Consider the following 23,548-nt stretch of genomic DNA (forward strand, 5'->3'; position numbering starts at 1 on the left):
CTACGCGACAGCCAGTTTCTGCAAGTCCACGAGACGCGCGATGCCCTTTTGCGCCAGGGCGATCAGCTTCAGGAACTCGTCCTGCGTGAACGGCTCGCGTTCCGCGGTGCCCTGCACCTCGATGATGCGGCCGTCGCCGGTCATGACGAAATTGGCGTCGGTCTGGGCTTCCGAATCCTCGGCATAGTCGAGATCGAGCACGGGCGTGCCGTTGTAGATGCCGCAGGAGATCGCAGCGACGTTGTCGCGCATCACATTGGCCTTGATCATGTTGCGCGCCTTCATCCAGTTGATGCAATCGGCGAGCGCGACCCAGGCGCCGGTGATCGAGGCCGTGCGCGTGCCGCCGTCGGCCTGGAGCACATCGCAATCGACCGTGATCTGGCGCTCACCGAGCGCTTCGAGATCGACGATCGTGCGAAGCGAGCGGCCGATCAGGCGCTGGATCTCGACGGTGCGGCCACTTTGCTTGCCGGCGGAGGCCTCGCGGCGGGTGCGTTCGGAGGTCGCGCGCGGCAGCATGCCATATTCGGCGGTGACCCAGCCGCGGCCCTGGCCCTTCAGCCACGGCGGCAGGCGATCTTCCAGCGTGGCGGTGACCAGCACATGGGTGTCGCCGAATTTCACCAGGCAGGAGCCTTCCGCATATTTGACCACGCCGCGCTCGAGCGTCACGGGGCGCAATTCGTCGGGCGCACGGCGGCTTGGCCGCATGGGAAATCCTCCAAAACTCGCAGGTTAGGGCTATTCGCGGTGCTTGTAGGTGGGGTGAGGGTATGCGGCAAGGGGAAAGGACAAGGCTTTTTCACCCCCGGTTCTCCACCCTGCAAACGCGACGCTTGTCAGAACCCTCCTGGATGGACAAATTATGAGCATCTGAGAGGAGTTACCGTCTGTGGCCCATCACGATCCGATCCATCTGATCGCGCCGCGCGCAGGCCTCGCCCAGCTCAACGAGCGTTCTCGCGACATCTTTCGTCAAATTGTCGAAAGTTACCTCGCGACCGGTGAGCCCGTGGGCTCGCGCAATATCTCGCGCCTCATCGCCATGCCGCTGTCGCCGGCCTCGGTCCGCAACGTCATGGCCGATCTGGAACAGCTCGGCCTGATCTACGCCCCGCACACCTCCGCCGGTCGGCTGCCGACGGAACTCGGCCTGCGGTTCTTCGTCGATGCCCTGATGCAGGTCGGCGACCTCAACGAGGCCGAGCGGCAGTCGATCCAGAGCCAGCTTGCCACCGTCGGCCAGGCGCAATCGGTCGAGGCGGCGCTGGACCAGGCACTGACGCGGCTGTCGGGCCTGACCCGCGCCGCCGCGGTGGTGCTGACGCCGAAATCCAATGCGCGGCTGAAACACATCGAATTCGTCCGTCTGGAACCGGAAAAGGCGCTGGTGATCCTGGTCGGCGAGGACGGCCAGGTCGAAAACCGCGTGCTGTCGCTGCCCCCCGGAGTTCCCTCCTCGGCGATCACCGAGGCCGGCAATTTCCTCAATGCGCGCATCCGCGGGCGCACCCTGGCCGAGGCGCGGCTCGAGCTCGAGACGGCACTTGGAGAAGCCCGTGCCGAGCTCGATCAGCTCGCACAGAAGGTGATTTCCGCCGGCATCGCCAGCTGGTCCGGCGGCGAGAACGAGGATCGCCAGCTCATCGTCCGCGGCCACGCCAATCTGCTCGAAGACCTGCATGCGCTGGAGGATCTGGAACGGGTACGCCTGCTGTTCGACGATCTCGAGACCAAGCGCGGCGTGATCGACCTGCTGGGGCGTGCCGAGACCGCTGAGGGCGTGCGTATCTTCATCGGTTCGGAGAACAAACTGTTTTCCTTGTCCGGCTCCTCTACGATCATCTCGCCCTATCGGGATGCCGCCGGCCATATTGTCGGTGTTTTGGGCGTGATCGGGCCAACCCGGCTGAATTATGCCCGCGTGATCCCGACCGTGGACTACGCGGCCCGCATCGTCAGCCGTCTTTTGGGAGGCTGATCGGCGTTTCCGCCGATCACGGGCGCTTGATTTTCGGCGCTTTAGGCACGATATCCGGGCCAACAATCCCTGGAAACGAGTTCGAGATTAGAGCCGATGACCGAGCAAGACCGGCAACCCGAAGACACGACTGCCGCGACCGGCGAGCCCGTGGTGTCAAAACCCTACATCATGCCCGACGATCCCGAGCCCGGCTCAGTCGAGCTGTTGCAGAAGGAAGCCGCCGAGGCGCGTGACCGCATGCTGCGGACGCTGGCCGAGATGGAGAATCTGCGCAAGCGTACCACCAAGGAGGTCGCCGACGCCCGCCTCTACGGCATCACCGGCTTTGCCCGCGACGTGCTCGACATCGCCGATAATCTTCAGCGCGCGCTCGATGCCGTTCCGGCCGAGGCCCGCGCCACGGCCGATCCCGGCCTGATATCGCTGATCGAAGGCGTCGAGCTCACCGAGCGTTCGCTGCTCAACGCGCTGGAAAAGCACGGCGTGAAGAAGCTCGATCCGCAGGGCCAGAAGTTCGACCCGAACTTCCACCAGGCGATGTACGAAGTGCCTGATCCGTCGGTGCCGTCGGGCACCGTGGTGCAGATCATGCAGGCCGGCTACACCATCGGCGAGCGCGTGCTGCGCCCGGCCTTGGTCGGTGTCGCCAAGGGCGGCGCGAAGCCCGCGGCCGCGGCGAACAACAACGAGTCGAGCGGCGCGGCGAACTGATTTTTTTGCGTCATTCCGGGCGGCTCGAAGAGCCGAACCCGGAATCTCGGGATTCTCAGGTGCGCAATGGCGCACCATAGTTCGATGCTTCGCATCGCCCCGGAATGACAGTCATCTAGCCCTGCGCGCTCGCGATATCCGCAGACTGAATCCGCTTCACGCCGGCCTTGGCCATATCGGCCCAGGCTTTTGCCAGCGAGCCCTGCGTGTCGATGCCGCGGCAGGCGTCTTCCACCACATAGACCTCGAAGCCAGCCTTGCGCGCGTCGAGCGCGGTCCAGGCGACGCAGAAATCCGTCGCGAGCCCTGCGACGAAGACGCGCTTGATCTTGCGTCCCCTCAGATAGCCGGCAAGTCCTGTCGAGGTCTTGCCGTCGGCTTCGAGGAAGGCCGAATAGCTGTCGACGTCCTTGTGAAAGCCCTTGCGGATGATGAGCTCGGCGTGCGGGATCGCAAGGTCCTTCGACAGCGAAGCGCCATCGGTGCCCTGCACGCAATGGTCGGGCCACAGCACCTGCTTGCCATAGGGAAGGTCGACGGTCTCGAACGGCTTCTTGCCGGAATGCACCGACGCAAACGAGATGTGGCCCGGCGTGTGCCAGTCCTGCGTCATCACCACATTCGCAAATGCTCTCGAGATCTTGTTGATGACGGGCACCACCTGCTCGCCCTCTTTCACCGCGAGGCTGCCGCCGGGCAGGAAGCAGTTCTGCACGTCGATCACGAGCAGCGCGGAGGCATCGTCCGGCTTGATCGATGCCGCTGCAAGGAGTGCGGTTGGAGCCAGCGTTGCAAGCGCCGTCGTCCCAAGCATTGCCAAGACTTGTCGCCGATCCAGCATCGTTCGCCTCCCCTTCGGATGAACTCAACGGAGACGAAGCCTAGTTCCGTTCGTGTACGAACAGAAGCCCGAAAATGCCGCCGGGTTTGATGAGGGGTTGGGCGTGCAGCCTCAACACCGCTGTCGTCCCGGACAAGCGCAGCGCAGATCCGGGACCCATACCCCCAGGGAGAAGTTTGGCGAAGACTCTTCGGGGGTACTGCGACCGACCGCAATCGCGAGATCACGCGGTATGGGTCCCGGCCTTCGCCGGGACGACACCGAGTGTGTTGGAGCGCCTCTGGCCTACCCCTTCGGCTGGATGCCGTCGCGCACGGCGCGGAAGCGAGTGAAGGCGGCCAGCCACTGGTCGCGCGGGGCGCTGGCGATGATGCGCAGCGAGGCGCCTCCGCTCGAGAAGCGGATCCACTGCACCACGGTCACCGGGACCTTGTCCTTGCCGCTGATGCCGTCGATCCGGGTCTCGAAGCCTTGCTGGCCGTTGATGCGGATCGGCTCGGACATGGTGACGCGCGATTCGCGCACGCCGGGAATCTGCAGCGCCGCCTCCTGGGCGAAGCGGGCGCGGTCGTCGGCCTGCTGCGGCGTGGCGCCGATCAGGCCGAGGATCATGAACGGCTTCGACTCGTAACCGGTGCTCTCGTCGCCGTCCGCCAGGATGATGCTCGAGCCCGGCGCCAGAGTGCGGATGTCCTTGAATTCGGCGAGATCGGTGATCCTGAACGGCATCAGCGCGATCTGCTCCTCGGCCGAGACCTGCTTGCGGGTAGTGGCGGTCGCAAACATCTGCCGCACCGCCTCATCCGTGTAGATCTTGGTCGCATTCTCCGGGACCTGCACCGCGACGTAGCCGGAGAAGCCGGCGCCCGGCACGATCATCGAATAGCGCTTCACCGGGGTGTCGCCGGCCTTGCCGCTTTCGGTGGTGAAATAAGCGAGGCCCGCGGGCGTCTCGATCTTGTCCTGCTTGACGCCGCCAGCGCCGGCCGGATTGGAATTGAAGGCGCTCACGACCTCGCCATAGGCTGCCGGCGGCAGCTCGGTGATCAACACCTTGACGCTGCCATCCTCGCTCTCGAATCCCGGAAACGTTTTTGCCGTGCTGAGACCGACCAGCGGCACCATGCCGAGGCGCAAGCCGGGTGGAAACACGGCGTCGGCGGCGAAGGCCGGAAACGCGGAGGCGATCAGAAGGGCGAGCGCGGCGAGGGGGCGGATCAGCTTCATGGGCACTCTGATTGGTTCACATTGAGGCCGTTCGATGGTCGGCCACCGGGCCGCATTGTCGCGCGAAGCAGCTGTGGCGGCTGCCCGGCCGGTCCGCCTTTTACCGGGTTTGGGCTTGCGGCAACAGGGTGGGCGGGCTTGCGGTAGCGGGGGGCTTGCTGAAGCCTGAACCTGTTAATAATTCCTCACCCGCAAGGGCGGTGAAGCCCGGATATCATCGTCCAAAACCCAATGTTTTCACGGCAGAAACGTAGCTTCGGTCCTTGCGGGCCCCTCCCCCCCTCCTATATGAGCCTCAATCATCGCAATATCGCGGATGTTTGATCTTAGGGGGTTTCGGTCGGGTGCCTTCTGGGCCCAGCCAACCTGCCGCAAAAACAAGGATATCAGGACCATGGGAAAGGTCATTGGGATCGACCTCGGCACCACGAATTCGTGCGTCGCCGTGATGGATGGCAAGAACGCCAAAGTCATCGAGAATTCCGAAGGCATGCGCACGACGCCTTCGATCGTCGCCGTGACGGACGACGGTGAGCGCCTCGTCGGCCAGCCGGCCAAGCGCCAGGCCGTCACCAATCCCGAGCGCACCTTCTTCGCAGTGAAGCGCCTCATCGGCCGCCGCTACGACGACCCGATGGTCGAGAAGGACAAGAAGCTCGTCCCCTACAAGATCGTGAAGGCTTCCAACGGCGACGCCTGGGTCGAGGCCGACGGCCAGACCTACTCGCCCTCGCAGGTCTCGGCGTTCATCTTGCAGAAGATGAAGGAGACCGCGGAAGCCCATCTCGGCCAGAAGGTCGATCAGGCCGTCATCACCGTTCCCGCCTACTTCAACGACGCCCAGCGCCAGGCGACCAAGGACGCCGGCAAGATCGCGGGCCTCGAAGTGCTGCGCATCATCAACGAGCCGACCGCGGCCGCGCTCGCCTATGGCCTCGACAAGACCAAGACCGGCACGATCGCGGTGTACGATCTCGGCGGCGGCACGTTCGATATCTCGATCCTCGAGATCGGCGACGGCGTGTTCGAGGTGAAGTCGACCAACGGCGACACCTTCCTCGGCGGCGAAGACTTCGACATGCGCCTGGTCGGCTATCTCGCCGACGAATTCCAGAAGGAGCAGGGCATCAACCTGCGCAACGACAAGCTCGCGTTGCAGCGCCTGAAGGAAGCCGCTGAAAAGGCCAAGATCGAGCTGTCCTCGACGACGCAGACCGAGATCAATCTGCCCTTCATCACCGCGGACCAGACCGGCCCGAAGCATCTGACGATGAAGCTCACCCGCGCCAAGTTCGAGGCGCTGGTCGACGACCTCGTCCAGAAGACCGTCGAGCCCTGCCGAAAGGCGCTGAAGGACGCCGGCGTCACCGCCGGTGAGATCGGCGAAGTGGTTCTGGTCGGCGGCATGTCGCGCATGCCGAAGGTCCAGGAAGTCGTGAAGCAGCTGTTCGGCAAGGAGCCGCACAAGGGCGTCAACCCGGACGAAGTCGTGGCGATCGGCGCTGCGATCCAGGCCGGCGTGCTCCAGGGCGACGTCAAGGACGTGCTGCTGCTCGACGTCACCCCGCTGTCGCTGGGCATCGAGACGCTGGGCGGCGTGTTCACCCGCATCATCGACCGCAACACCACGATCCCGACCAAGAAGAGCCAGGTGTTCTCGACCGCCGAGGACAGCCAGAACGCGGTCACCATCCGCGTCTTCCAGGGCGAGCGTGAAATGGCGGCCGACAACAAGATGCTCGGCCAGTTCGACCTGATGGGCATTCCGCCGGCTCCGCGCGGCATGCCGCAGATCGAGGTGACCTTCGACATCGACGCCAACGGTATCGTCAACGTCTCGGCCAAGGACAAGGCCACCGGCAAGGAGCAGCAGATCCGCATCCAGGCCTCCGGCGGCCTGTCGGAAGCCGACATCGAGAAGATGGTCAAGGACGCCGAGGCCAATGCCGAGGCGGACAAGAAGCGCCGCGAGGCCGTGACCGCCAAGAACGAGGCGGATGGTCTGGTGCATTCGACCGAGAAGGCTTTGGCCGAGCACGGTTCGAAGGTCGGCGAGACCGAGCGCCGCGCCATCGAGGATGCCGTCGGCGACCTCAAGGAAGCGCTGAAGGGCGACGATGCCGAGGCGATCAAGGCCAAGACCCAGACGCTGGCCCAGGCTTCGATGAAGCTCGGCGAGGCCATGTACAAGCAGCAGGCCGAGGCCGACGCCAAGAAGGACGCGGCCAAGGACGACGTCGTCGACGCGGAATTCACCGAAGTCGACGACGACAAGAACAACAAGAAGTCCGCCTGAACCCCAAGAGGGTCATGATGCGGACGGCTTGGACCCCACACGCTCTACCGGCCTCCTCCTTCGCGGGGGAGGCCGCCGTGTCGGGACGGACGGGCGGGTCGCCCGTTACGATCGATCAATTCCCAGCCGTTATGCTGAACGCCGCCAAGCGACCCTCTGCCGCCGGGCAGAAGGCTGCCTATATCGTCGTGTGGCGACGTCGTTTCGCTCCGACTTGAATCGCGATTGGATAGACCGAGTCCCACATGTCCACGTCCACCAAGCGCTGCTATTACGAAACTCTCGAAGTCGAACGCGATGCCGACGAATCCGTTCTGAAATCGTCGTTCCGCAAGCTGGCGATGAAGTTCCACCCGGACCGCAATCCCGGGGACGACACCAGCGAAGTCAAGTTCAAGGAAATCAACGAGGCCTACGAGGTCCTCAAGGACAAGGACAAGCGCGCGGCCTATGACCGCTACGGCCATGCCGCCTTCGAGCAGGGCGGCGGCGGCGCCGGCTTCGGTGCGGGCTTTGCCTCTTCCTTCTCCGATATTTTCGAAGATTTGTTCGGCATGGCCGGGCAGCGCGGCCGCGGCGGCCGCGAGCGCGGCGCCGACCTGCGCTACAACATGGAAATCACGCTCGAGGAAGCCTTCGGCGGCAAGACCGCGCAGATCGAGATTCCGGTCTCGGTCACCTGCGAGGCCTGCTCGGGCATCGGCGCCAAGGCCGGAACCAAGCCGAAGACCTGTTCGAGCTGCGGCGGCGCCGGCCGCGTGCGGCAGTCACAGGGCTTCTTCACGCTGGAGCGGACCTGTCCGGGCTGCCAGGGCCGCGGCCAGATGATCGAGGATGCCTGCCCGTCGTGCTCGGGCCAGGGCCGCGTCACCCGCGAGCGGAATCTTTCGGTCAACATTCCCCCGGGCGTCGAGGACGGCACAAGGATCAGGCTCGCCGGCGAGGGCGAGGCAGGGGTTCGCGGCGGTCCGCCCGGCGACCTCTACATCTTCCTGTCGCTGGCCCAGCACCAGTTCTTCCAGCGCGACGGCGCCGATCTGCATTGCCGTGTGCCGATCTCGATGGTGACGGCCGCCCTCGGCGGCGAATTCGAGGTGCCAACCATCGAGAAGGGCAAGGCCAAGGTGAAGGTGCCGGCCGGGACCCAGTCGAACCGCCGATTCCGCATTGCATCAAAAGGCATGCCGGTGCTGCGGTCGCGCCAGATGGGCGACATGTATGTTCAGGTCGTGGTCGAGACCCCGCAGAACCTCACCAAGAAGCAGCAGGAATTGCTGGCCGAGTTCGAAAAGCTTTCCTCCGGCAACACCCAGCCGGAATCCGAGGGCTTCTTCGCCAAGGTCAAGGATTTCTTCGGTAATCGGGCGAGTTGACCCGGCTTGACCATACCGCCTTCGGCCTATACGTCTTTATGACCATTTTCTGACACGCCGCGGTCCCGCGGTCCCGTCCGGTCCTGACATGCCATTGCCATCGTCCGCGCGTGCGTTGAAGAAGCCTCGTCTCGACGACGAGGTGCGCTTTCTCAGATCATGGATCGAAAAGCCCCTCCACATGGGCGCGGTGATGCCGTCGGGCAAGCTGCTGGCCCGGACCATGGCCCATTACGTCGATGTCGATTCGGACGCGCCTGTGGTCGAGCTCGGACCCGGCACCGGCGCCATCACCTCGGCCCTGATCGAGCGCGGCGTCGACCAGAAGCGTCTCGTCCTCGTCGAATACAATCCCGGCTTCTGCGCCCTGCTGCGCGACCGCTATCCGCAGGCCAAGGTGGTGCAGGGCGATGCCTATCGCCTGCGTGACACGCTCTGGAACGTCCTGAGCGCGCCGGCCTCCGCGGTCGTCTCCGGCCTGCCGCTGGTGACAAAACCGATGCTGACGCGGCTGCGGCTGATCCGCGACGCCTTTGCGGCGCTCGCGCCCGGCGCGCCTTTCGTCCAGTTCACCTATGCGGTGGTGCCGCCGATCCCGAAATCGCTGCCCGGCGTGTCCACAGAGGCGTCGGAACGGATCTGGATGAACCTTCCGCCCGCCCGCGTCTGGGTGTATCGCAAGCATTAATTCCGCCGGCTCGGTTCTTTGCGCGGCGGGCTCGTTTCGCCGAACGCATTGGATTGGATGTCAGCTCCCAAGATCCTGATCATTCCCGGCTCGCTGCGCACCGGCTCGCACAATGCGAAGCTGGCGGCGGTCGCCGCCTATGAGTTTGCCCGGGCCGGCGTGGACGTCACCCGCATCTCGCTCGCCGATTTTCCGCTGCCGATCTATGATGGCGATCTCCAGGCCAAGTCCGGCCTGCCGAAGCACGCGATCAACCTCAAGCGTATGATCGGCGCGCATCATGGCGTGCTGATCGTCTCGCCCGAATACAATGCCTCGGTGCCGCCGCTGCTCAAGAACGCAATCGACTGGGTCAGCCGCGTGCACGATCTGCACGAGGCGCGCGGCGATGTGTTTCGCAACCGCGCCTTCGCGCTCGCCGGCGCCTCGCAGAGCCGGCTCGGCGCGGCCCGTGCGCTGCAGGCGCTGCGGCTGATCCTGACCTCCTGCCACGCCAATGTGATTGCCAGCCAGCTCACGCTTGCCTTTGCCGACCAGGCCTATGACGATATGGACAGGCTCAAGAACGAGGGCGATATCGCCGCGTTGAAGGAGTTGGTGGCGCAGTTGATCGACTTTTCCCAACGCATGATGTGAGGTGACATGACGCCAGCCGAGATCGCCCCCAAGGACCGCCTGATCGTCGCGCTCGATCTGCCCAGCGTCGATGCCGCGGAGGCGACGATCAATCGTCTCGGCGACAGCGTCAGCTTCTACAAGATCGGTTATCGGCTCGCTTATGCCGGCGGATTGCCGCTGGTCGGCAAGCTCGCCGACAAGGGCAAGAAGGTCTTTCTCGATCTCAAGCTGCACGACATCGGCAACACCGTGATGCAAGGCGTCGAAAGCATCACCAGGCTCGGCGCCACCTTCCTCACCGTGCACGCCTATCCGCAGACCATGAAGGGCGCAGTCGAAGGCCGCGGCAATTCCAGCCTGAAGATCCTCGCCGTCACGGTGCTGACATCCTACAACGAGGACGATCTGCATGCGGCCGGCTATCGGCTCGGCGTCTCCGAGCTGGTCGAGGCCCGCGCGCAGCAGGCGCAGGTGCTTGGCATCGACGGACTGGTGTCGTCGCCGGAGGAAGTCGGGGCCTTGCGCAAGATCGTCGGCCACCAGATGCATCTCGTCACCCCCGGCATCCGGCCGGTCGGTTCGGCGACCGGCGACCAGAAGCGCATCATGACGCCGGGCCGCGCGATCGCCGCCGGCGCCGATTATCTCGTCGTCGGACGGCCGGTCGTCGAAGCCGCCGATCCGAAGGCGATTGCGGAAGCCATCCAGGCCGAGATCGCGCAGGCGCTCTGAGCACGATCCGGAAAAGTGTGAAGCGGTTTTCCGATCAAATCATGCTCAAATGAAGATCAGCAACAACAGGGAGAAGAACAATGGCAAAAGGCTACTGGATCGGGCGCGTCGATGTGAGCAGTGACGAGGGCTACAAGCCCTACGCCGTCGCCAACGGCCCGATCTTCAAGAAGTGGGGTGGTCGCTTCGTCGTCCGCGCCGGAAAGTTCACCACCGTCGAAGGCGCCAGCCGCACCCGCAACGTCGTGATCGAATTCCCGGACTACGAGACCGCGATCGCCTGCTACAATTCGCCGGAATACCAGGCCAACATCAAGGTGCGCCAGCCGCACTCGGTCGCCGACCTCATCATCATCGAGGGCTATGACGGCCCGCAGCCGTCTGACGGCTGAGGCGTGCTGCTGGTCTTCCCCTGCGCGGGAGGGGCCGTCGCATTTGAACGTTCACGAGGGGTCGTCATGCCCGGGCTTGTCCCGGGCATCCACGTTCTTCCTGCGCGTGGCAAGGCGCGGATGGCCGGGACAAGCCCGGCCATGACACTTTAGAGAGGGTTGCCCGTCTGCTCCCCCCTCGGTTGCCGGAACTGCGTCCCCCCGCTACAACGGCCATGAGAGGATCACACCATGTCCGACATGCGCCTGATTGTTGCTGGAGCCGGTGGCCGGATGGGCCGCGCGCTGGTGCGGGCGATTGCCGAGAGCAAAGGCGCGGTGCTGGCCGGCGCGCTCGAGGCCCCCGGCTCGGAGCTGCTCGGCAAGGATGCCGGTGTGCTCGCAGGACTGCCGGCCAACGACATCAAGCTCTCCGCTGACCTCTGGGCGATGTCGAAGGAGGCCGACGGCATCCTCGACTTCACCGTTCCGGCGGCGACCATCGCAAATGTCGCGATCGCGGCACAGCGCGGGATCGTGCATGTCGTCGGCACGACCGGATTGTCGGGCTCCGACAATGCCGTGATCAAGAGCGTCACCAACCGCGCCGTCGTGGTGCAATCAGGCAATATGAGCCTCGGCGTCAATCTGCTGGCCGCCGTGGTCAAGCGCGTCGCCAAGGCGCTCGACCAGAGTTTTGATATCGAGATCGTCGAGACCCATCACCGGATGAAGGTCGATGCGCCATCCGGCACCGCGCTGATGCTGGGGCAGGCCGCAGCCAGCGGCCGCGGCGTCACCCTCGATGACCATTCCGAGCGTGGCCGTGACGGCATCACCGGCGCGCGCAGGCCGGGCAATATCGGTTTCGCCTCGTTGCGCGGCGGCACCGTCGCCGGCGATCACAGCGTCACCTTCCTCGGCCCGTTCGAGCGCCTGACGCTGTCGCACCAGGCCGAGGATCGCATGCTGTTCGCCCATGGCGCGCTGAAGGCGGCGCTGTGGGCGCATGGCAAGAAGCCGGGCCACTACTCCATGGCCGACGTGCTCGGCCTCGCCGATATCTGATCGACGAGCATGATCCGGAAAAGTGTGGAGCGGTTTTCCGACAAGATCATGCTCAAACAAATAACCCGAACGGAAAGCAGTCAATGAGCGAACGTCTTCTCGTGCTCGTGCGCCACGGCCAGAGCGAATGGAATCTGAAGAACCTGTTCACGGGTTGGAAGGACCCTGACCTCACCGAGCTCGGCGTCAAGGAAGCCACGGAAGCCGGCCGCAAGTTGAAGGCGCAGGGCCTCGTGTTCGACGTCGCCTACACTTCGGTGCTCACCCGCGCGCAGCACACGCTCGACCTCATTCTCGGCGAGCTCGGCCAGGAGGGCCTGCCGACGACGAAGAACCTCGCGCTGAACGAGCGCGATTACGGCGATCTCTCCGGCCTCAACAAGGACGACGCGCGCAAGAAATGGGGTGAGGACCAGGTGCTGATCTGGCGCCGCTCCTACGACGTGCCGCCGCCCGGCGGCGAAAGCCTGAAGGACACCCTCGCACGTGCATTGCCGTACTACGTGCAGGAGATCCTGCCCGGCGTGCTCAACGGCAAGCGCACGCTGGTCGCCGCCCACGGCAATTCGCTGCGCGCGCTGATCATGGTGCTGGAAAAGCTCTCACCCGAAGGCATTTTGAAGCGCGAGCTGGCGACGGGTGTGCCGATCATCTACCGGCTCAATGCGGATTCGACGGTGGCCTCGAAGCTCGATCTGGCGGGTTAGCGACGGTCTCGTAGGGTGGGCAAAGCGACTTGTCCGCCGTAGCTCGAAGAGCGAAGGCGGAAGCGTGCCCACGTTCTGTCGGCCCTTTCAGAGAGATCGTGGGCACGGCGCGTTGCGCCTTTGCCCACCCTACGGCATCTCGCCTAGCCTACTGCACCCCCAGCTGCCCGGCTTCCCAGCCCAGCATCGCCTGCTTGCGGGTGATGCCCCAGTGATAGCCCGTCAGTGTGCCGCTCTTGCCGAGCGCGCGGTGGCAGGGCACGACGAACGAGACCGGGTTCTTGCCGACCGCCGCGCCGACGGCGCGCGAGGCCTTCGGGCTGTTGATGTTACAGGCGATGTCGGAATAGGACACCGCGCGGCCCATCGGGATTTTCAGCAGCGTCTCCCACACCCGCACCTCGAAATCGGTGCCGATCATAACCACGCGCAGCGGCTGGTCCGGCCGCCACAGTTTTGGATCGAAGATGCGCTGCGCCAGCGGCGCGGTGCCTTCGTGATCTTCGAAATAGGTCGCGTTCGGCCAGCGCCGGGTCATGTCGGCCAGCGCGACCTTCTCCTCGCCATGATCGGCGAAAGCGAGGCCCGACAGGCCGCGATCGGTCGCGATCACGATGGCCGTCCCGAACGGCGAGGGGTGAAAGCCGTAACGCAAGGTCAGGCCGGCGCCGCCGTTCTTCCATTCGCCCGGCGACATCGCTTCATGGGTCACGAAGAGATCGTGCAGCCGTCCCGGGCCTGACAGCCCGGAGTCGAGCGCGGCGTCGAGGATGCTCGCGGAGTCCCGCAGCAAACCCTTGGCGTGATCGAGCGTCAGCGCCTGCATGAAAGCCTTCGGCGTGAGCGAGGCCCAGCGGCGGAACAGATGGTGCAGCTCATCCGGCGTGACCCCGGCCGCATCCGCCATCGCCTCGATGGTCGGCTGCGCGCGCCAGTTCTCCGAGATGAAGGCGATCGCCCGGCGCACCGAATCATAGTCGCGCAGCGCGGCGTTCTGGGTGCCCGGCCTGGCCAGGCGCTGGTCATGTATGGCGAGTGTCATCATGACTGGAAATGTAGGAGAGGGACGGGTGGGAAACCACCCGATTTCTGACTGCGCTCAGGTCACCGGATTGTAGGTCGGGCCGCGCCGGGCGGCGTTCAGGGCGCCGACCAAGGCATTGTAAAAGCTAGCTTTTTCCTCTGGCCCGAGAAAGCCTGCAATGAGCAGCCGGCGGCCGCGGGAAATCAGATAGACGTGCTCGATGCCGTATTCCTCGTCGACCTCCTGGTCGAGCCGGACCCAGAGCGGATTGAACGTCCATTCCGAGACCTGGCCACGATGGCTGACGCGGCGCACCCGCAGCTCCGACGGCGTGACCACGATCTCTTCGCTGGCCCGCGCCGCGCGGAAATTGGCCTTGAAGGCCCACCAGATCACGAGCACGTCGAGGCCGAAGAAGCCGAACACCGGCCAGGCACCCATCATCAGGAAGGCGAGGCCCGTGACGAAGCTGACCACGCTCAGGAACAGCATCACGGCGAGGAAGCCGGTGCGGTTCAGCGAGCGGTGCGGCGTCAGCAGCGCGGAGAAGATCTGCACCTCGCGCGGATCAGGATCGCTGCCCTCAATTTCGTTGCCTATGCTCATCGTCCCTCAGTATATCCCGATCATGGCGAAAATCACCCGCAAGCCGGCTCCGCGCAACGCGCCGGTGCCGAAGAAGAAGGCAAAGGCGATCGTCGCGAAGCCGAACGCGCCCGCCAAGAAGACGCTCAAGGCGATAAAGCGCTGGACGCCCGCCGAGGTCCACGAGGTCTTCAGCCGTTTCCGCAAAGCCAACCCGGAACCGAAAGGTGAGCTCGAGCACGTCAATCCGTTCACGCTGCTGGTCGCCGTGGTGCTGTCGGCGCAGGCAACCGACGCCGGCGTCAACAAGGCGACGCGCGCCTTGTTCGAAATCGCTGACACCCCGCAGAGGATGCTCGATCTCGGCGAGGAGCGCTTGCGCGAGTACATCAAGACCATCGGCCTCTACCGCACCAAGGCAAGGAACGTGATCGCGCTGTCCGCCAAGGTGCTCAGCGAGTTCGGCGGCGAGGTGCCGCGCACGCGCGCCGAGATCGAGTCGTTGCCCGGCGCCGGACGCAAGACCGCCAACGTCGTGCTCAACATGGCCTTCGGCGAGCACACCATGGCGGTCGACACGCATGTCTTCCGCGTCGGCAACCGCACGGGACTTGCGCCCGGCAAGACGCCGCTCGAAGTCGAGCTTGGTCTCGAAAAGGTGATCCCGGCCGAGTTCATGCTGCATGCCCATCATTGGCTGATCCTGCACGGCCGCTATACTTGCCTCGCACGCAAGCCGCGCTGCGAGGTCTGCCTGATCAACGATCTGTGCCGGTGGCCGGAGAAGACGATCTGAGCAACCGATGTCATTCCGGGGCGATGCGCAGCATCGAACTATGGTGCGCCATTGCGCACCTGAGAATCTCGAGATTCCGGGTCTGGTCCTTCGGACCATCCCGGAATGATGGCGGTGAGATTCGAGTCCAAGCGCAGCCGATTTTGGGGGGCATGTCGTGAGTCAACAGGAACAGGTCTCGTCGCCGCCATCGGTCGCCGCAGCACCAGCCTCACCGCCCAAGCCGACACAGCCTCCGGCGACCTCACTCTGGAGCCGGTTCGCGATCCCGCTGTTCGCCGTGATCGTCGCGCTCGGCTTCGTCGCGCTGGCGACGTTGCGTTTCGACGAATGGGTCGGCAATGCGGCGATCCAGACCACCAATGATGCCTATGTGCGCGCCGAGTTGACCCGGCTTTCCAGCCGTGTCTCGGGCGAAGTGCTGACCGTCGCCGTGACCGACTTCCAGCGCGTCAAGGCCGGTGATCTCCTGATCCAGATCGATCCCGCCGACTATGAGGCCCAGGTCGCGCAGTCCGAAGCTTCGGTCGCCGCCGCGCAGGCCACGCTCGACAATCTGGCCAACCAGATCGAGCTGCAATATGCGACGATCGCGCAGGCGCAGGCGGCGCGGCTCTCCGCGGAAGCCATGGAGGTCGAGGCGCGGCAGGAGCAGGAGCGTCAGCAATCGCTGTCGCAGACCGAAGCCGGCACGCGGCAGCGGCTCGAGCAGGCGGTGGCTGCTTACGCCAAGGCGCAGGCCGACGTGCGCGCGAGCCGCGCCGTGATCGCAGCCCAGCAGCATCAGCTCGAAGTCCTGCAAGGCACCCGGAAGCAGCGCGCCGCCGATGTCGCCGCGGCCAAGGCAACGCTGGCGGGTGCGAAGCTCAAGCTCGGCTACACCAGGATATCGGCGCCGTTCGACGGCGTCGTCGGCGAGCGCCAGGTGCAGCCCGGCGACTACGTCAATATCGGCACCAACCTCATCAACGTGGTGCCGCTGCCGAAGGTCTATGTGATCGCGAACTACAAGGAGACCCAGCTGACGCACGTCGCGCCGGGCCAGCCGGTCGAGATCACCGTCGACAGTTTTCCGCGCGAGACGCTGCGCGGCACGGTCGAGCGCATCGCGCCGGCGACGGGGGCGCAAGTGGCGCTGCTGCCGCCCGATAACGCCACCGGCAATTTCACCAAGGTCGTGCAACGCATTCCGGTGCGGATCCAGCTCGATGATAACCAGCCGCTGCTGGCGCGGCTGGTGCCGGGCATGTCGGTCGTCACCCGCATCGACACCAAGGCTGCGAATGGCGGAAAATGACGATGCCGATCGCGGACCGCTGTCGCGCGGCGGCGTCGCGCCGCGCCCGCTGTTCGCCGTTGCGGCGGTGCTGCTCGGCTCCTTCCTCGCCAATTTCGACAGCCGCCTGACCACGGTCGGCCTGCCCGACCTGCGCGGCGCGTTCTCGCTCAGCTTCGACGAGGGCGCCTGGCTCTCGACCGCCGGCATCGGCTCGCAGATCTTCATCGCGCCGGCAGTGGCATGGCTCGCGACCGTGTTCGGGCTGCGGCGCGTGCTTGGCGTTCCGAGCCTGGTCTATGCCGTCATCTCGCTGATCGTTCCCTTCGTGCACGATTATCCAACGCTGCTCGCGCTCAGCGTTGTGCATGGCCTCCTGCTCGGCACCTTCGTGCCGGCGACGCTGATGATCGTGTTCCGCAATCTGCCGATCCGGTGGTGGCTGCCGGCGATCTCGATCTATTCGATCCGCGTCGGCTTTGCGCTCGATAGCTCGAGTTCGCTGGTCGGCTTCTATGTCGACCATCTCGGCTGGCAATGGCTGTACTGGCAGAGCGTCGTGATCGCGCCGTTGATGGGGCTGATGGTCTATCTCGGCACACCGAACGAGCCCGTGAACCGCGCGCTGCTGCGCGAGGCCGATTGGGGCGGCATGCTGCTGCTCGGCGCAGGTGTCGCGATGATCTACGCCGGGCTCGATCAGGGCAACCGGCTGGACTGGCTGGGTTCGGGAACGGTGATGGCGCTGCTTGTCGGTGGCGCGGTGCTGTTCGCAGGCTTCCTCGTCAACGAGTCGCTGGTGCGGCAGCCCTGGGCGCATGTGAACGTCTTGTTCTCGCGGAATATCGGATTGGGGCTGGTGCTGATCCTGCTCTACACGCTGACCAGCCTGTCCAACGCCTCGCTGGTGCCGAATTTCCTCGCTGCCATCGCCCTGCTCAGGCCCGAGCAGAGCGGCGTGCTCCTGCTCACCTATGGCGCGCTCCCGATGTTCGTGCTGGTGCCGCTCTCGATCTGGCTGCTGCGGCATTTCGATACGCGCACCGTGATTGTCGTGGGTTTCGCCTGCTTCGCCGCCGCCAATCTCTGGGGCACGCAGCTCACCCATGACTGGGCGCGCGAGGACTTTGTCGGCATCGTGCTGCTCCAGGCGATCGGGCAGTCGCTGACCTTGCTGCCGCTGATCATCACGCTGCTGTCGAACTCCGACCCGAGCCGCGCGACGTCGTTCGCGGCCTATATCCAGATCATGCGGCTCGGCGGCGCCGAGATCGGCGTGGCGCTGATGGGGACATGGCTGCGCGTGCGCGAGCAAGTCCACTCCTTCTATCTCGGCCAGAACCTCGGCGTCGGCGACGTCGACGTGGTGCGGATGCTGAAGCAGCTTGCCGATCACTTCGCTGCCCACGGCGCCGGACTAGCACAGCCGCGCGCGATCGGCACGCTGGCGGGCATCGTGCAGCGCGAGGCCAACGTGCTCGCCTATATCGACGGCTTCTGGCTGTGCTTCTGGCTCGCGATAGCCGCGCTCGGTGTCCTCGCACTGATCACCCGTGCGCCGGCGGGCCCGTTCACGCCGGCGCCATTCGGCTTCGCCAAGACGGTGCTGCGCAAGTGCGGCGTGCAGGTGACGTAGAGCGCGTTACCGCATCTGCCGCGCCGGCTCGATCAGCTCGGGCCGCGGGCCCGACAGCCGCTTGTGCATGTGGACCATGAAGGCCATGCCGAAGATCGGCGTCGCCAGGTTCACGATCGGGATCGAGACGAAGGCGGCGATGAAGAGGCCGGCGGTGAAGATGGTGGCTGCATTGTCGCGCCGCATCGCCTTGGCCTCTTTTGGCGAGCGGAAGCGCATCGCGGCGAGCTCGAAATATTCGCGGCCGAGCAGCCAGGCGGCGGCGAGGAAGAAGATCAGGAAGCCTGCGCCGGCGAAAAGCACCAGCGGCAACGCGATCAGATAGACCAGGATGGTCAGGAGCGCGGTCTTGATGCCCTCGAAGATCGCCTGGCTGAACGGCAGCGCGAGGCCCGGCTGTTCGGCGGGATAATGCTCGCGCTCGACGATGTCGGCGACGTCGTCGACGAACAGGCTCGCCACCAGCGAGGTGATCGCGGGCATCAGGAAGACGCCGCCGAACACGACGCCGAGGCCCGCCGCGATCGAGACGATCCAGGACAAGACCTCGAGCGAGGTGTGCCAGCCCGGCCCGAGCAGGCCTTCCAGCCAGACCTCACCGGAGGTCGCAAACCAGCTCAGCAGCCGCTGCAGCCCGATCGCCAGCACGGTGATCAGCACGAGCGCAAGCCCGACCGATCGCCACAGGATCGAGCGCATCGGCGGCGAGATCATTTGCGACAGCGCCTTGATGGCGGCATCCAGCATGGGGGACCCTCTGAGGTAAACACCCTGCGAGAGGTAGACACCCAATGCGGCTTCGGCAAGGGAGGGCGGTTGTTCAAGGCACGACCGTGTCCCGGACGCAGTGCGGGATGCAATGGCGCGCTGCTGAGCCGGGACCCAGGAGCTTGCGGCGAGATGGGCCCCGGCTCAGCGGCGCACCGCTGAAGAAGCGCTGCGCCGCGTCCGGGGCACGCAAGCTCGCTCCTACCCATGCCGGTGCCCGTGCTTCCGCGCCTTCCCCTGCTTGCCTTCGCCCGTCGGGATCATCACCACGCGGCCGTAGCGCACGCCGCGTTCGGCGATGATGTGGTCGGCGAAATGCCTGACTTCGGCGGCATCGCCGCGCAGCGCCGTCATCTCCATGCAATTGTTGTCGTCGAGATGGACGTGCAGCGTCGCCAGCGCGAGGTCGTGATGGCCGTGGAATTCCTGCACCAGGCGTTTTGACAGATCGCGGGAGGCGTGGTCGTACACATAGACGAGACCGGCCACGCATTGGCCGGTCTGCGCGGTGTCCTCGGTGCTCTGCTGCAGGCCGGCGCGGGCGAGATCGCGGATGATCTCGGAGCGGTTCTGGTAGCCGCGGGCTTCCGCCGCCGCGTCGATCTCGGCCAACAGATCGTCCTCGATCGTGATGGTAATTCGCTGCATCAGGTCCTCTCCGCGCGTACCCGCTGAATGGACCTGTCTTACACGGATTTCGTCCCCCTCACAGCCGCGTCGCCCGCAGCCGCAGCGCATTTCCGACCACGCTCACCGAGGACAGCGCCATCGCCGCCGCGGCGATGATCGGCGAGAGCAGCACGCCGAAGGCGGGATAGAGGATGCCGGCCGCGATCGGAATGCCGGCGGCGTTGTAGATGAAGGCGAAGAACAGGTTTTGCCGGATGTTGCTCATCGTCGCCTGCGACAGCTTTCGCGCCCGCACGATGCCGACAAGGTCGCCCTTGAGCAGGGTCACGCCCGCGCTCTCCATCGCCACATCCGTGCCGGTGCCCATGGCGATGCCGACTTCCGCGGCGGCCAGCGCCGGCGCGTCGTTGACGCCGTCACCGGCCATCGCGACGCTGCGGCCGGCCTTTTGCAGCCTGGTGACCACCGCGCTCTTTTGGTCCGGAAGCACCTCGGCCTCGACCTCGGCAATGCCGAGCCGGCGCGCCACGGCCTCGGCCGTCGTGCGGTTGTCGCCGGTCAACATGATCACCTTGATGCCTTCGGCAGCTAACGCCTTCAGCGCCTCCGGGGTCGAGGCCTTGACCGGATCGGCGATCGCGAACAGGCCGGCCAGCCGGCCGTCGACGGCCATGTTGATCACGGTGGCGCCGTCCTGGCGTAGCCGTTCGGCGTCAGTGTCGAGCGCGGTAGTGTCGATGCCGATCGACGTCAGATATCTGGCATTGCCGAGCACGATGGTCTTGCCGTCGACCTTGCCGGTCGCGCCCTTGCCGGTCGGCGAGTCGAATTGCTCGACCTGGCCGAGGGCCAGCTGCTTCTCCTTGGCGGCGCGCATGATCGCGTCGGCCAAAGGATGCTCGCTGGCGCGCTCGACGCTGGCGGCAAGCTTGAGGATGTCATCCTCCGCAAAACCCGACGCCGGCACGATCGCGACCACCTTGGGCTTGCCCTCGGTCAGCGTGCCCGTCTTGTCGACCACCAGCGTGTCGATCTTCTCCATCCGCTCCAGCGCCTCGGCGTTCTTGATCAGCACGCCGCCTTGCGCCCCGCGGCCGACGCCGACCATGATCGACATCGGGGTTGCGAGGCCCAGCGCACAGGGGCAGGCGATGATCAGCACGCTGACGGCAGCGACGAGGCCGAAGGCCAGCCGCGGCTCAGGTCCGAACCAGGCCCAGGCGGCAAAGGCGGCGATCGCGACGACGATGACGGTGGGCACGAACCAACCCGCGACCTGATCGGCCAGCCGCTGGATCGGCGCGCGCGAGCGCTGCGCGTCCGCGACCATTTGCACGATCTGCGACAGCAGCGTCTCGCGTCCGACCTTGTCGGCGCGCATGATGAAGCTGCCCGACTGGTTCAGCGTGCCGGCGATCACCTTCGCGCCGCTCTCCTTCGTCACCGGCATGGACTCGCCGGTGACGAGCGATTCGTCGAGCGAGGACCGGCCCTCGAGGATCACGCCGTCGACAGGCACCTTTTCGCCGGGACGGACGCGCAAGCGATCGCCGGCATGCAGCGCGTCAATCTCGACCTCGTGCTCGCTGCCGTCGTCATCGACGCGGCGCGCGGTCTTCGGCGCAAGCTGAAGCAGCGCCTTGATCGCGCCGGAGGTTGCGTCACGGGCGCGCAGCTCCAGCACCTGGCCAAGCAGCACCAGCACGGTGATGACGGCAGCCGCTTCGAAATAGACGGCAACAGCACCTTCATGGCCGCGGAACGTGGCGGGGAAGATCTGCGGCACGACGGTGCCGATGATGCTGTAGACATAGGCAACCCCGGTGCCCATCGCGATCAGCGTGAACATGTTGAGGTTGCGCGTCAGCAGCGACTGCCAGCCGCGAACGAAGAACGGCCAGCCGGCCCATAGCACCACGGGGGTGGCGAAGGCGAGCTGGATCCAGTTCGACAGCGTCTGATCGATCCAATTGTGCGGGCCCGCGAGATGGCCGCCCATCTCCAGCACCACGGCCGGCAGCGCCAGCGCGCCGCCGATCCAGAACCGCCGCGTCATGTCGGCGAGCTCGGGGTTGGGGCCGGTCTCCAGGCTTGCCACTTCCGGCTCCAGCGCCATGCCGCAGATCGGACAGCTGCCGGGTCCGACCTGGCGGATCTCCGGATGCATCGGGCAGGTGTAGATCGTGCCCGCGGGCATCTCCGGCTCGGGCGCCTTGTCCTTGGCGAGATATTTTGCGGGATCGGCGGCAAACTTGGTGCGGCAGCCGGCCGAGCAGAAATGGAAGGTCTCGCCGTGATGGTCGAAGCGGTGCTTCGCGGTCGTGGGATCGACCGTCATGCCGCAGACGGGGTCGTGCACCTTGCTGGCCGCATCGCCATGGTCATGCGTGTGATGATGGCCGTGGCCGGCATGATTGCCGTGCCCGCCGCAGCAGGAGGACGCCGCCGGCTTGGTCGCTTCCGTTTTGGCGGAACAACCGCATCCGGAATGTGCGTCCCCGCCCTGATGATGCCTGTGTTCGTTCATTGTCCCTGCTCCGGCCTTGTACCCGGGGTCTTGCAACCCATACCCGGTAGGGGTATATAGACCCCATGCGCAAGGACATCAAGGCATCTGTCGGAAAACGCCTCGGCCGGATCGAGGGCCAGGTTCGCGGCCTCTCGAAAATGGTAGAGGAGGACCGCTACTGCATCGACATCGTGACGCAGATCTCTGCGGTGCGTGCCGCACTGCGCCGGGTCGAGGAAGAGGTCCTCAAGGACCACGTCGCCCATTGCGTCGAGCACGCGATCGCGAGCGGCGACAAGGCCGACCAACGCGAGAAGATCGCGGAGCTGATGGCGGTGATCGGACGGGCGGAGCGGTAGGTTTTCACCGTCGCTGCGCTCGTGATGATTGTTGTTGAGCGAGATCGCGCCATAACTCCGGTGTCGTCCCTGCGAACGCAGGGATCCATAACCCCAGGGAGATGTTGGCGAAGACTCGTTGTTCGGTATGTCTACCGCGACCACTCGATAGATCACGCGGTATGGGTCCCTGCTTTCGCAGGGACGACAGCGGTTACGCCGCAATTTCTCTCGCCCGGCCACGGCGCCTCGGGCGGTACATCGCCAGCTTCTTCAGCAGCGGGACAGGCCCGGGAACGCTTTCAGCCGTCACCGCAGGCTGTGCACTCACTTGCGCAGCCGGAATTTCAGCCGGCGCCTCTTCGTCAACCGCCTCAGGAACGAGCGGCGGCGCACTGATCGTTTCTGGAAACACACTGAATGTGCCCGCTACCTCCTCGAGCGGCTTCTGCTTGTCGGCCCAGTGCAGGGCGGTGTAGTCGAACCCGTGCACGATGGTGGGTTTGACGACTTCGAAATAGGGCGAGATGTCGAAGTCGCGGGGCATGTAGAGCGAGGAATCGCGGATGTGCAGGATCTCGCGGCGGGCGGCGCGGCTGCCGGCCTTGGTGATCTTGGGCAGGATCGGATAGCGCACCGCATCGAACGCCTGCGCGATCAGCGCCGAGCAGATGATCTTGGTCGGATCGCCCGAGCCGATCGCGATCATGCGTCGCCGCCAGCGCTGCGGCACCGGCAACGGGAACAAGAAGCGCATGAGGTCGACGATGTTCTTGGTGTCGTAGCCGAAGCCGATGCGGTTGATCGCATAGCGGCAGACCGTGGTGCGGTCCTCGTAGGACAGCCCGACCGGGCGGCAGACCCGGGTGTGATACGGGAAATATTTCGACAGCGGCGCAGACGTGACGCCTTCGCCGATATTGGCCTCGATCAGCACATGCGGTTCGCCGTCGGCCTCCGCGGCGCCCTCGACCGGGCCGACATAGAGCGCGGCATGCGACCAGGTCGACTGCGTCAGATATTTGATGATGCCGGAGATGCGGTTGTTGCCCTCGACCAGCAGCACGTCGCCGGGCTCGATCACGCCGCGCAGGTGCTCCGGGTCGCTCGGCGTGAACGGCTCGTAGCCCGGCACCTCCTTGGAGAGGTACGCGGCAATCAGCTTGCCGACTGAATCTAGGACCGTCCCCATTTCCAACTCCCCCCACGACCTTTTGCGGCCGTCTTTTTCCCTTCTCTATCATGGTCGAAACGTCTTGCAATTCGGTTCATCACTCCGTGACTTCAGGCACGATTGATTCACCATGATGGTTGCCGTGCAACATCAGATGCGGCAAGGTTCGCTGACTGTTCCCGTTCGCCGCAAG

General features: G+C 65.3%; 23 protein-coding genes. 14 read left to right on the top strand and 9 right to left on the bottom strand.

The window, feature by feature from the left end; translation table 11 throughout:
• Positions 1-714 (bottom strand): ribonuclease PH, encoded by a 714-nt coding sequence (gene rph, locus GDN70_RS03300; RefSeq protein WP_018323503.1) that lies wholly within the window; start codon positions 712-714, stop codon positions 1-3.
• 181 nt (positions 715-895) lie between these two features.
• On the opposite strand from rph, the gene hrcA reads away from it, so the two are divergent.
• Both hrcA and grpE read left to right on the top strand, forming a co-directional pair.
• A complete protein-coding gene (gene hrcA / locus GDN70_RS03305; RefSeq protein WP_028139407.1) occupies positions 896-1,984 on the top strand; it encodes a heat-inducible transcriptional repressor HrcA in 1,089 nt (362 codons plus the stop codon).
• A gap of 96 nt (positions 1,985-2,080) precedes the next feature.
• Positions 2,081-2,698, top strand: coding sequence for a nucleotide exchange factor GrpE (gene grpE / locus GDN70_RS03310; RefSeq protein WP_097668241.1), 618 nt, complete (start codon positions 2,081-2,083; stop codon positions 2,696-2,698).
• Between the two features lie 115 nt (positions 2,699-2,813).
• On the opposite strand, the gene pncA is transcribed toward grpE, so the two are convergent.
• Positions 2,814-3,539: a bifunctional nicotinamidase/pyrazinamidase gene (pncA, locus tag GDN70_RS03320; protein WP_028139409.1), complete on the bottom strand. Its 726-nt coding sequence runs from the start codon at positions 3,537-3,539 to the stop codon at positions 2,814-2,816.
• 285 nt (positions 3,540-3,824) lie between these two features.
• Positions 3,825-4,766, bottom strand: a complete 942-nt coding sequence (locus GDN70_RS03325) for a hypothetical protein (RefSeq protein WP_028139410.1) — start codon at positions 4,764-4,766, stop codon at positions 3,825-3,827.
• Between the two features lie 394 nt (positions 4,767-5,160).
• On the opposite strand from GDN70_RS03325, the gene dnaK reads away from it, so the two are divergent.
• The 8 genes from dnaK (at position 5,161) to GDN70_RS03370 (ending at position 12,619) form a co-directional block, all read left to right on the top strand.
• On the top strand, positions 5,161-7,062 hold the full coding sequence (gene dnaK, locus GDN70_RS03330) for a molecular chaperone DnaK (RefSeq protein ID WP_028139411.1): 1,902 nt from the start codon (positions 5,161-5,163) through the stop codon (positions 7,060-7,062).
• A 245-nt stretch (positions 7,063-7,307) separates the two neighbouring features.
• Positions 7,308-8,435: a molecular chaperone DnaJ gene (dnaJ, locus tag GDN70_RS03340; protein ID WP_028139412.1), complete on the top strand. Its 1,128-nt coding sequence runs from the start codon at positions 7,308-7,310 to the stop codon at positions 8,433-8,435.
• 88 nt (positions 8,436-8,523) lie between these two features.
• A complete protein-coding gene (locus GDN70_RS03345; RefSeq protein WP_028139413.1) occupies positions 8,524-9,123 on the top strand; it encodes a class I SAM-dependent methyltransferase in 600 nt (199 codons plus the stop codon).
• A gap of 57 nt (positions 9,124-9,180) precedes the next feature.
• A complete protein-coding gene (locus GDN70_RS03350) occupies positions 9,181-9,759 on the top strand; it encodes an NADPH-dependent FMN reductase (RefSeq protein WP_028139414.1) in 579 nt (192 codons plus the stop codon).
• A 6-nt stretch (positions 9,760-9,765) separates the two neighbouring features.
• Complete coding sequence (pyrF, locus tag GDN70_RS03355) at positions 9,766-10,473, top strand: orotidine-5'-phosphate decarboxylase (RefSeq protein WP_028139415.1); 708 nt, start codon at positions 9,766-9,768, stop codon at positions 10,471-10,473.
• Between the two features lie 80 nt (positions 10,474-10,553).
• Positions 10,554-10,865, top strand: a complete 312-nt coding sequence (locus GDN70_RS03360; RefSeq protein ID WP_027566211.1) for a DUF1330 domain-containing protein — start codon at positions 10,554-10,556, stop codon at positions 10,863-10,865.
• Positions 10,866-11,096: 231 nt separating this feature from the next.
• Positions 11,097-11,912: a 4-hydroxy-tetrahydrodipicolinate reductase gene (dapB, locus tag GDN70_RS03365; protein ID WP_028139416.1), complete on the top strand. Its 816-nt coding sequence runs from the start codon at positions 11,097-11,099 to the stop codon at positions 11,910-11,912.
• Between the two features lie 83 nt (positions 11,913-11,995).
• Positions 11,996-12,619 (top strand): 2,3-bisphosphoglycerate-dependent phosphoglycerate mutase, encoded by a 624-nt coding sequence (locus GDN70_RS03370; RefSeq protein ID WP_028139417.1) that lies wholly within the window; start codon positions 11,996-11,998, stop codon positions 12,617-12,619.
• A 148-nt stretch (positions 12,620-12,767) separates the two neighbouring features.
• Here GDN70_RS03370 and GDN70_RS03375 read toward each other — a convergent pair whose 3' ends face one another.
• Positions 12,768-13,664, bottom strand: coding sequence for a bifunctional helix-turn-helix domain-containing protein/methylated-DNA--[protein]-cysteine S-methyltransferase (locus GDN70_RS03375; RefSeq protein WP_028139418.1), 897 nt, complete (start codon positions 13,662-13,664; stop codon positions 12,768-12,770).
• Positions 13,665-13,718: 54 nt separating this feature from the next.
• Entirely contained in the window at positions 13,719-14,249 is a 531-nt protein-coding gene (locus GDN70_RS03380) for a DUF2244 domain-containing protein (RefSeq protein WP_028139419.1), read from the bottom strand.
• A 22-nt stretch (positions 14,250-14,271) separates the two neighbouring features.
• Between GDN70_RS03380 and nth the strand changes: the two genes are divergently transcribed.
• The 3 genes from nth to GDN70_RS03400 all read left to right on the top strand — a co-directional run bounded on the left by nth (position 14,272) and on the right by GDN70_RS03400 (position 17,936).
• The gene (nth, locus tag GDN70_RS03385) at positions 14,272-15,024 is read left to right on the top strand and encodes an endonuclease III (RefSeq protein ID WP_028139420.1); all 753 of its coding nucleotides are present in this window, start codon (positions 14,272-14,274) and stop codon (positions 15,022-15,024) included.
• Positions 15,025-15,181: 157 nt separating this feature from the next.
• Positions 15,182-16,321 carry an HlyD family secretion protein gene (locus GDN70_RS03395; protein ID WP_028139421.1) on the top strand — a complete coding sequence of 380 codons (1,140 nt, stop codon included), beginning with the start codon at positions 15,182-15,184 and terminating at the stop codon, positions 16,319-16,321.
• The gene (locus tag GDN70_RS03400) at positions 16,308-17,936 is read left to right on the top strand and encodes an MFS transporter (RefSeq protein WP_028139422.1); all 1,629 of its coding nucleotides are present in this window, start codon (positions 16,308-16,310) and stop codon (positions 17,934-17,936) included. Before GDN70_RS03395 ends, GDN70_RS03400 begins: the two co-directional genes overlap by 14 nt.
• A gap of 6 nt (positions 17,937-17,942) precedes the next feature.
• Here the strand turns inward: GDN70_RS03400 and GDN70_RS03405 are convergent, their stop codons facing one another.
• The 3 genes from GDN70_RS03405 to GDN70_RS03415 form a co-directional block, all read right to left on the bottom strand.
• Positions 17,943-18,683 carry a sulfate transporter family protein gene (locus GDN70_RS03405; protein WP_028139423.1) on the bottom strand — a complete coding sequence of 247 codons (741 nt, stop codon included), beginning with the start codon at positions 18,681-18,683 and terminating at the stop codon, positions 17,943-17,945.
• Between the two features lie 222 nt (positions 18,684-18,905).
• Positions 18,906-19,352, bottom strand: coding sequence for a nickel-responsive transcriptional regulator NikR (nikR, locus tag GDN70_RS03410; protein WP_028139424.1), 447 nt, complete (start codon positions 19,350-19,352; stop codon positions 18,906-18,908).
• Between the two features lie 58 nt (positions 19,353-19,410).
• Positions 19,411-21,861, bottom strand: coding sequence for a heavy metal translocating P-type ATPase (locus tag GDN70_RS03415; protein ID WP_152102151.1), 2,451 nt, complete (start codon positions 21,859-21,861; stop codon positions 19,411-19,413).
• A 65-nt stretch (positions 21,862-21,926) separates the two neighbouring features.
• Between GDN70_RS03415 and GDN70_RS03420 the strand changes: the two genes are divergently transcribed.
• Positions 21,927-22,202, top strand: a complete 276-nt coding sequence (locus tag GDN70_RS03420; protein WP_007598521.1) for a metal-sensitive transcriptional regulator — start codon at positions 21,927-21,929, stop codon at positions 22,200-22,202.
• Between the two features lie 193 nt (positions 22,203-22,395).
• Here the strand turns inward: GDN70_RS03420 and GDN70_RS03425 are convergent, their stop codons facing one another.
• On the bottom strand, positions 22,396-23,373 hold the full coding sequence (locus GDN70_RS03425; protein ID WP_038972297.1) for a YiiX/YebB-like N1pC/P60 family cysteine hydrolase: 978 nt from the start codon (positions 23,371-23,373) through the stop codon (positions 22,396-22,398).
• Between the last annotated feature and the right edge of the window lie 175 nt (positions 23,374-23,548).

The sequence above is a fragment of the Bradyrhizobium sp. TM102 genome (assembly GCF_009176685.1).
GTDB lineage: Bacteria > Pseudomonadota > Alphaproteobacteria > Rhizobiales > Xanthobacteraceae > Bradyrhizobium > Bradyrhizobium ottawaense.